Source organism: uncultured Campylobacter sp. (genome assembly GCF_938039245.1).
In the GTDB taxonomy this organism is placed as follows: Bacteria; Campylobacterota; Campylobacteria; order Campylobacterales; family Campylobacteraceae; genus Campylobacter_A.
The window spans coordinates 22,424-30,373 of the sequence record NZ_CALHVN010000054.1 but is presented as its reverse complement, the minus strand read 5'-3'; the positions used below and the strand labels follow the sequence as shown (position 1 = coordinate 30,373).

Annotated in this window: 11 protein-coding genes and 1 pseudogene; 5 read left to right on the top strand and 7 right to left on the bottom strand. The window is 48.1% G+C overall.

Annotation, left to right across the window (positions count from 1 at the left end; all coding sequences use genetic code 11):
* The 7 genes and pseudogenes from Q0218_RS09245 to folD form a co-directional block, all read right to left on the bottom strand.
* A pseudogene (locus Q0218_RS09245) lies at window positions 1-106 on the bottom strand (DedA family protein); the annotation flags it as partial.
* Window positions 106-654 carry an adenine phosphoribosyltransferase gene (gene apt, locus Q0218_RS09240; RefSeq protein WP_297968929.1) on the bottom strand — a complete coding sequence of 183 codons (549 nt, stop codon included), beginning with the start codon at window positions 652-654 and terminating at the stop codon, window positions 106-108. The gene apt and the pseudogene Q0218_RS09245, both read right to left, overlap by 1 nt.
* Before the next feature lie 20 nt (window positions 655-674).
* Window positions 675-1,004: a hypothetical protein gene (locus Q0218_RS09235; RefSeq protein WP_297968927.1), complete on the bottom strand. Its 330-nt coding sequence runs from the start codon at window positions 1,002-1,004 to the stop codon at window positions 675-677.
* Window positions 1,001-1,441 (bottom strand): ribose 5-phosphate isomerase B, encoded by a 441-nt coding sequence (rpiB, locus tag Q0218_RS09230; protein ID WP_297968926.1) that lies wholly within the window; start codon window positions 1,439-1,441, stop codon window positions 1,001-1,003. Before rpiB ends, Q0218_RS09235 begins: the two co-directional genes overlap by 4 nt.
* A gap of 109 nt (window positions 1,442-1,550) precedes the next feature.
* On the bottom strand, window positions 1,551-2,201 hold the full coding sequence (locus tag Q0218_RS09225; RefSeq protein ID WP_297968924.1) for a site-2 protease family protein: 651 nt from the start codon (window positions 2,199-2,201) through the stop codon (window positions 1,551-1,553).
* The gene (gene lepB / locus Q0218_RS09220) at window positions 2,198-3,064 is read right to left on the bottom strand and encodes a signal peptidase I (protein WP_297968922.1); all 867 of its coding nucleotides are present in this window, start codon (window positions 3,062-3,064) and stop codon (window positions 2,198-2,200) included. Before lepB ends, Q0218_RS09225 begins: the two co-directional genes overlap by 4 nt.
* Window positions 3,065-3,067: 3 nt before the next feature.
* The gene (gene folD / locus Q0218_RS09215) at window positions 3,068-3,919 is read right to left on the bottom strand and encodes a bifunctional methylenetetrahydrofolate dehydrogenase/methenyltetrahydrofolate cyclohydrolase FolD (protein WP_297968920.1); all 852 of its coding nucleotides are present in this window, start codon (window positions 3,917-3,919) and stop codon (window positions 3,068-3,070) included.
* 82 nt (window positions 3,920-4,001) lie between these two features.
* Between folD and Q0218_RS09210 the strand changes: the two genes are divergently transcribed.
* From Q0218_RS09210 to Q0218_RS09190, 5 genes are read left to right on the top strand one after another with little or no spacing between them, the layout of a single operon-like run.
* Entirely contained in the window at window positions 4,002-4,358 is a 357-nt protein-coding gene (locus Q0218_RS09210) for a c-type cytochrome (protein WP_297968918.1), read from the top strand.
* Window positions 4,355-5,770 carry a glutamate-1-semialdehyde 2,1-aminomutase gene (gene hemL, locus Q0218_RS09205; RefSeq protein WP_297968916.1) on the top strand — a complete coding sequence of 472 codons (1,416 nt, stop codon included), beginning with the start codon at window positions 4,355-4,357 and terminating at the stop codon, window positions 5,768-5,770. The genes Q0218_RS09210 and hemL overlap by 4 nt, the downstream gene beginning before the upstream one ends.
* A complete protein-coding gene (locus Q0218_RS09200; protein WP_297968931.1) occupies window positions 5,770-6,048 on the top strand; it encodes an AtpZ/AtpI family protein in 279 nt (92 codons plus the stop codon). The genes hemL and Q0218_RS09200 overlap by 1 nt, the downstream gene beginning before the upstream one ends.
* A complete protein-coding gene (locus Q0218_RS09195) occupies window positions 6,045-6,743 on the top strand; it encodes a potassium transporter TrkA (RefSeq protein WP_297968914.1) in 699 nt (232 codons plus the stop codon). Before Q0218_RS09200 ends, Q0218_RS09195 begins: the two co-directional genes overlap by 4 nt.
* On the top strand, window positions 6,733-7,929 hold the full coding sequence (locus Q0218_RS09190) for an MFS transporter (protein WP_297968912.1): 1,197 nt from the start codon (window positions 6,733-6,735) through the stop codon (window positions 7,927-7,929). Before Q0218_RS09195 ends, Q0218_RS09190 begins: the two co-directional genes overlap by 11 nt.
* Window positions 7,930-7,950: the final 21 nt, after the last annotated feature.

The following is a 7,950-nucleotide window of genomic DNA, read 5'->3' as shown; positions in this document are numbered from 1 at the left end:
AGAGGATGCCCGCCATTATGAGCGCCATTTCGCCTTCCATTATGCACCAGACGAAAAGTATGATGTAGCCGTACTCGATGAGTAGCTTCGTAAAAAATTCTTCCATCATAACTCCAAAATGCTGTAAATTTTAGTCAGCGGGCGTAAATTTGCGCTACCGCCAAGATCCTTTAAGTCGATCAAAAAGCAGGCCTCTATGCAAACGGCGTTTGTTTGATTTATTAGCTCGACGCTAGCCTTAGCCGTGCCTCCAGTAGCGATTAGATCGTCGATTAAAAGCACCTTTGCGCCTGCTTTTTCGCCGAATGCATCAACGTGAATTTGTACTTCGTCCACGCCGTATTCTAGGCTGTATTTTTGCGAGATCGTGATATACGGCAGTTTTTTAGGCTTTCTAATCGGCACGAAAGGTAGCCGCAATCTAGCCGCCAAAGCCGCTGCGAATATAAATCCGCGCGATTCGATTCCTGCGATAAAGTCGATATCTGCGCCCTCGTAGCGAGCGACGAGGTGATCCATTAAAAAATTAAACGCCTCTTTGTTGTTTAGTAGCGTCGTGATGTCGCGAAATACTATGCCCGGTTTTGGAAAATCGTTTATGCAGCGGATGGAATTTAATAAAAATTCCTTCCCCGCTTTGTCTAGTTCTTTCATTTTTTGCCTTTAAATTTGATTTATAGTAGCGCTTCGATTTTGCCCTCTAGCTCGCGGATGCGCTGGCGGAGTTTGTCGTTTTCCAGGCGGTACTGCGAGTTTCTGGTGCGAAGGGCGTTGGCGTCGTTTTTTACCTTGTTTAGTTCGTCGGTTAGTATGTCGATGTTGCCAAGGCCGCGCTGGAGCTGGATTTGTAGCTTACGAATGACGACTTCGGTATCTTGGAGATTATTTTTCATAAAATCGCGCGTCGTGCGCTCTTTTTTAAGCAAGGTTTTAAAGTAAAACACCATAACGGTGAGATAGATACAAATGCAGATCAAAACTGTAAGTACGAGCCAATCGGTCATTTCTCGCCTCCTAACTTTTTCACGCGTCTTTCGTGCCTACCGCCGGCAAATTCGGTAGCGAAAAAGACCTTTATCATATCTACCGCGACCGCGTCGCCGACCGTTCTAGCGCCCATAGCTAGCACGTTTGCGTCGTTGTGCTCTCGCGCTAGTTTTGCCGTGGTGACGTCGTGACAAAGCGCGCATCGAACATGCGCATGGCGGTTAGCCGCAATACTGATGCCTATACCCGTGCCGCAGATTAGCACGCCGTATTCGTTTTCGTGCTGCAAATTTTGCGCTAGAAGCTCAGCAAAATCGGGATAATCGACGCTATCTTTGCTATGCGTTCCTAGGTCGCATACGCTAAAACCTTCGCTTTTTAAAATCTCGCAAATTTGCGCTTTAAAATCAAAGCCCGCGTGGTCGCTCGCGATAAAAATTTTGTCTATTTTCATGAAATTTCCATAAGCTAAAAAATGCTTAATTATAGCAAAAAAGCATTAAAGTAAAATTTCGCCGCGAGCCTTTAGCAGCGAAATTTGGGCTAAATTTTAAATTTGCCGCCTATAAAAACATCCTCATGATCGTGACGGCATATCGTATCGGCTCGAAAAAGTAATCTTTTAGCGGCGAGATCACGATGATAACTAGCGCGATAAAGCCGTATCTTTGTATGCTATTTAGCCGGTTTGCAGCACCGTGAAACCCGAAAATGCGTAAAAGATATTCAAGCGCTTTTGAGCCGTCAAGAGGCGGGATAGGATAGAGGTTAAAGAGGGCTAGGACTAAATTTACGGCGGCGAGCATGAAAACAAACTCCGCTACCAAGCTATCAAAAAACCCAAAACCGATAAATTTAAGCGCGCAAAACGCTAGCGCAAAGAGAGCTAGGTTGTACGCGATGCCGGCAAGAGCGACGATGATAGCTGCCTTGTAGCCGCCGTTATAGAGCACAGTGCGTAAATTTATAGGCACGGGTTTAGCCCAGCCAAACGTCACTCCGGTGCTAAGATACATGAGCGCGGGCACAACTATAGTGCCTAGCGGATCGACGTGTTTTATGGGATTTATGCTGAGCCGTCCCAAATTTTTGGCGGTCAAGTCGCCGTATTTAAACGCTGCATATCCGTGCGCTATCTCGTGTCCGACGACGGAGATAACGAGCACGGCGACTAGGATCGCCACCTGAGCTAAGTCGATGCTATCAAGGTTCATTCGATCTTGTTTCCGTCGTTTTTAGCTTCGGCTCTGGCGGCTTCTAGTAGCTTGGGCGAGTTTTGTATAAAATCCACGCTCTTACCGACTCTGTTCCATCTGATTTTGTATTCGTCGTCCCAGCTAAAATATACAAACCAAGGCTTACCGACGATATTTTTGTATGCCACGGAGCCCCAAAAGCGGCTGTCGTTTGAGTGGTCGCGGTTATCGCCGATCATGAAAAACTCGCCTTCGGGAACCTGAAAATAAAATGCGTTAAACGGATAGTTGCCCACGCTTGGTAGCTCGTTTACGATAACGGGTTGCATGGCGAATTTGCTCGCGTTTAGGTAGTTTACGGCTAGATCAAATAAATTTACCTTCTCATCGTAGTGGATGCCGCCGAATTTATAAGGCTCTTTGACGAAAAGTTTGCCGCCGAATTTAACGATATCTTTTTCGTCGAAATTCGCCTTTATAAACTCCTCGCCCTCGTGCGGGTGTAAAAATAGCGCCTTTTCCGTAAATATCACTTCATCGCCGCCGACTGCGAAATTTCGCTTGACGTAGTGGATCTTTTCATCGTGCGGATAGCGAAAAACTACGATATCGCCGCGCTGGGGTTTGGCTCCCTCGATGAGATGGCCGTTACCGTTAAAATCGGGCAAAATCTTGACCTCGATCCACGGAATGCGCGGTGTCGAGATGCCGTAGCTAAATTTTTTAACGAAAAGATGATCGCCGACTAAAAGCGTGTCCTTCATCGAACCAGACGGTATCACGAAGGCCTGCGCGACAAAGAAAATCACGAGCAGGACGATGACGACCGTGCCCGTCCAGCTGTTTGAAAAATCTAAAAATTTATTAAACGCTTTTTTCAAAATTTATGCCTTTTTCGTGCGGTTTTTGGCTGATTTTATGGTGTTTGACAGCAGCATCGCGATAGTCATCGGACCTACGCCACCCGGAACCGGAGTTATAAACGAGCATTTTGGAGCTACTTCGTCAAATTTGACGTCGCCCTTTAGCTTGCCGTCGTCCATACGGTTTATGCCTACGTCGATCACGACGGCGCCCTCTTTTACCATATCGGCCGTTACGAAATCCGCCCTACCGATAGCGGCTACTAGGATGTCGGCGTTCGCGCAAATTTCTTTTAAATTTCGCGTTTTGCTATGCGTCACGGTTACGGTCGCGTTGGCGTTTAGCAGCAGATTTGCCATCGGTTTGCCCACGATGTTGCTGCGCCCGATCACGACGGCGTTTTTGCCCTCCAAATTTATATCGTAGGCTTTAAAAATTTCCATTATGCCTAGCGGCGTGCACGGTACGAAGCCGTCAAGTCCGCTAGCTAGCTTGCCGACGTTTATCGCGGCAAAGCCATCCACGTCTTTTGCGGGGCTAATGGCTTCTAAAATTTTATTCGTATCTATATGCTTTGGTAGCGGCAGCTGAACTAGGATGCCGTCGATGCCGTCGTCTAAATTTAGCACGTCTATTAACGCGATTAGCTCGCTTTGCGTCGTGGATTCGCTCAGGCGGTGCATCACGCTTTTTATCTCGCAGGCTATGCAGGCTTTTTCTTTTGCCGCGACGTAGGTTTGGCTGGCTTTATCCTCGCCCACCAGTATCACCGCGAGCGCAGGCTCTATGCCTTGATTTTTCAAATTTAACGCTTCGTTTTTTACTCTTTCCTTTACTTGTGCGCTTACGTTTTTTCCGTCTAATATCGTCATTTTCGTCCTTTATTACTTTTTAATCGCAAAGATTGTATGATAGCTAATTTTAGATTAAATTTACGAAAAAGCGAAAGAATTTATGAAAATTTGGCTGATTTTGGGGCTACTTTGCGGCGCGGCGTTTGCGAGCGATTTTATCACGAAAAACGAATACGCGAAGATGCTCTATCAAAACCCGCGCGGCATCGGCTGCGACAAGTGTCACGGCAAGGGCGGCGAGGGTAGCGTGATCGCAAAATACAAAGAAGAAAATAAAAAAACCAAAGTAAAAGAGGAAAAGGAACTGGTAGCTCCCAGGATAAATAATCTTGATTTAGAGACGTTTAAAGAGGGCGTACTAAGTGCAAAAAGCGTGATGCCTAGCTACTTTCTAACCGACGAAGAGATAAATTTGCTTTACGAATACGTGATAAATTTTAATAAGGATAAAAAATGACGAACAAAGAAGCTTTTGAGCTAGCCAAAATTTATATCCCCGGCGGCGTGGATTCGCCCGTTCGCGCGTTTGGCAGCGTCGGCGGCGAGCCTTTTATAGTAGATCGTGGCGAGGGCGCGTATCTAGTCGATATCGAGGGCAACCGCTATCTGGACTTTATTCAGAGCTGGGGGCCGCTCATTTTTGGGCACTGCGACCCGGATATCGAGAGAGCGGTGATAGTGACGGCTAAAAAAGGACTGAGTTTCGGCGCTCCGTCAAATTTAGAAACAAGGCTTGCTAAACTAATCTGCGACGAGTTTCAAAACGTGGAAAAGGTACGCTTTGTAAGCTCGGGCACCGAGGCCACGATGAGCGCGATACGCGTAGCGCGGGGCTTTAGCGGCAAGGACGGACTGATAAAATTTGAAGGCTGCTACCACGGACACAGCGACGCGCTTTTGGTAAAAGCCGGTAGCGGCGCGACGACGTACGGCAACGCTTCAAGCGGCGGCGTGCCTGCCGATGTGGTAAAAAACACGTATCTAGCGCGCTACAACGACTTAGAAAGCGTGAGGGCGATATTCGAGGCAAATAGGGGCAAAATCGGCGCTCTCATCATCGAGCCTATCGCAGGAAATATGGGGCTAGTGCCTGCTAGCAACGAGTTTTTAAGCGGGCTTAGGCGACTTTGCGATGAAAACGGCGCGGTGTTAATTTTTGACGAGGTCATGAGCGGATTTCGCGCGAGTAGGCGCGGATCGTTCGAATTTAACGGTATAAAGGCCGATCTGGTAACGTTTGGTAAAGTTATCGGCGGAGGCTGCCCGGCGGCGGCGTTTGGCGGACGGGCAGCTATCATGGACTGCCTAAGCCCGCTAGGCGCAGTGTATCAAGCAGGCACGCTAAGCGGCAATCCCGTAGCTATGGCCGCAGGCGTCGCGAGCCTAAGTAAAATTTTTGCCGACGACGGCTTATACGCCGAGCTAGGCAAAAAGGCTAATTTGCTAATGAGAGGCTTTGCCGAGGCAGCTAAAAAGCACGGCATCGCATTACAAACGACGGTGCGAGGCTCGATGTTCGGATTTTTCTTTAATCAAAACGAGGTTAAAAACTACGACGACGCGCTAAAAAGCGACGTAAATTTGTACGCTAAATTTCACGCAAATATGCTAAAACGCGGCGTTTATCTAGCGCCTAGCCAGTTTGAGACGGGCTTTGTTTGCAAGGCGATGAGCGACGAGGATATAGTTTTTGCCGTTAGGGCCGCCGACGAGAGCTTTGACGAGATCACGGACGAGATGCACGACGAGCACGAGAGGATGCAAGGCGTAAAAGCCAGGATCGCCGAGCTGGAGGAGCGGCTAAAAGAGGCAAAACTAGAGCGAGAAAAGATAAAAGAGCAGATAAAAAACAGTTGGGGATTTGTTTGATGGCTAGGATAAATTTAGGCGAGGTCGTAAAAGGCGCCGAGCAGCTAAGCCTTGGCATCTCTATCGTCGTAGCGATTCTTATAGGCTCGGGCGCGGGGTACTGGATCATGAAGGAAACGGGCTGGACGTGGACACTGTTTGCGGGCGTAGCCGTGGGTATCGCAGCAGCCGCGCTAAACGTCAAAAAGGCCTACGACGCGCAGATAAAAAGCCTTGAGCAGCTAAAAGACGAGAGTAAATTTAAACCCGCGAAAGACGACGACGAGGACGATGAGTGAATTTTAAGCTCATTGCCGTTTACGGCGCGTTTGAGGTTTTGTTGTTGCTAAGCTCTGCGGTATTTGGCCGCGCGTGGTTTTACAGCTCGCAGGTTGCTTTTGGGGGCTCGCTTTTGGTGCTGGCCGCAACCTTTAGAGCCTATAAAAAACGCGTGCAAAACGGCGTGCGAGGCTACGACGCCTACGCGGATGATAACATAGACGAGTGGGGCGAAAATCACGAGGAGTTTCCCGATCGCCCCGCGAAGGCTAAATTTGACGGGCATGACCCGCACCGCGAAGATGCTAAGCGCCCAGACGCGTCAAATTTGGAGGATTACGCAAAAGCGGACGCGCAGCTAAATTTAAAAGACGAAAACGAGCGGGCTAAATTTGACGAGCAAAATTTAAACGACGCAGACCAAAGCGGCGGGTCAAATTTAAGCCTGGCAAACGAGTCAAATTTAAACGAATCAAATCAAAACAGCGAAGCTAAGCCGTCAAAAAAGCAAAATTTCGCGCGTAATTTAAAACAAAATTCGCCCAACTACTTCACCGCTTTCGTGCCTTTTCGGCTGATCGCGTATGCGGTTTTGGTCGTCGGATTTTTAGCGCTCAAAAGGCAAGACAACCTTGATATCGCCGCGTTTTTGATTGCGCTTGCGGCGATGCCTGCGGGCGCTTTGGTATACGGAGTAAAAAGCAATGAGAAATAGCTCGATAATAACGATCAGATCGATGTTTGCGCTATTTGTAGGGATGGCGTTCTTGTTTGTAGGAAACGGCCTCATCATCAGTTCTGCGGGCGTCGAGCTAAAAAAAATGGGCGCGGACGAGCTGGAGACGGGATTTGTCATTGCGGTATTTTTCGTTGGAGCGATGATAGCTACGATATTTTCGCACAAAATCGTCTCAAAAGTCGGCCACATCAGGAGTTTTGGGATATTTGCGTCGCTTTTTGGTATTGCGGCGATGTTTCACGATCTTAGCCAAAATCTCTACTTTTGGGCATTTTTGCGCGGGTGTCTGGGATTTTGCTACTACTCGATCTTGATGATAATCGAAAGCTGGCTCAACGCGCGCGCTAGAAACGAAGTGCGCTCGCGAGTGTTAGCCTTTTACGAGATTACATTTTACGTATGTTTTGGGCTGGGTATCCTCGTGCTATCGCTAAATTTATCCACTTCTCACGTGCTTTTGCTTAGTGCGGCGTTTATTTTGTTTTCGAGTATTCCTTTAAATTTGATTCGCATCAAAGAGCCGCCGATCCCTGAAAAAAAGAGCGTCTCTATCCCGAGAGTCTTTGCGCTCGTGCCTTTGGCGCTCATTACCAGTATCGTAGCGGGCATCCTCATAAACGGCTTTTTTACGATGGCTAGCGTTTATATCCTGCTGCAAGGATACGGCGCGAGGGAGGTTTCTTTTTTTATGACCATCGCGATGGCAGGCGGCTTTATCGCCCACTCTCTCATCGGCGGCTTTTCGGATAAATTCGGCCGTCGTCCCGCGATAATGTGTTGCGCGGGCGTGTCGCTATTTGCGGCTATTTGTTTTTTGGCGCTTAAGCCCTCCATCTACGCGCAGTACGTTTTGTCGTTTTTTCTGGGTTCCGGCGCTTTTTGCCTCTACGCGTTATCGCTTGCTCGCGCAAACGACGTTTTAAAACACAAAAATCAAGGTATCGAAGTAGGGCGCGCCGTGCTTTTTAGCTACTCTTTCGGTTCGCTTCTTTCATCCATGATAATGGGTGCTAGTATGAAAATTTTAGGCTTTGACGGTTTTATGTGGGTTTACGTGGCATTGCTTGCGTTTCTCATCGCATTTTGCCTCACGCAAAAGACCGTTCCGCTTGAAAGCAGGCGGGGCTTTGAGCATAGTCCCGGCACGATGGCCAATAGCTAATGAAAATCTCAAATTTGACGA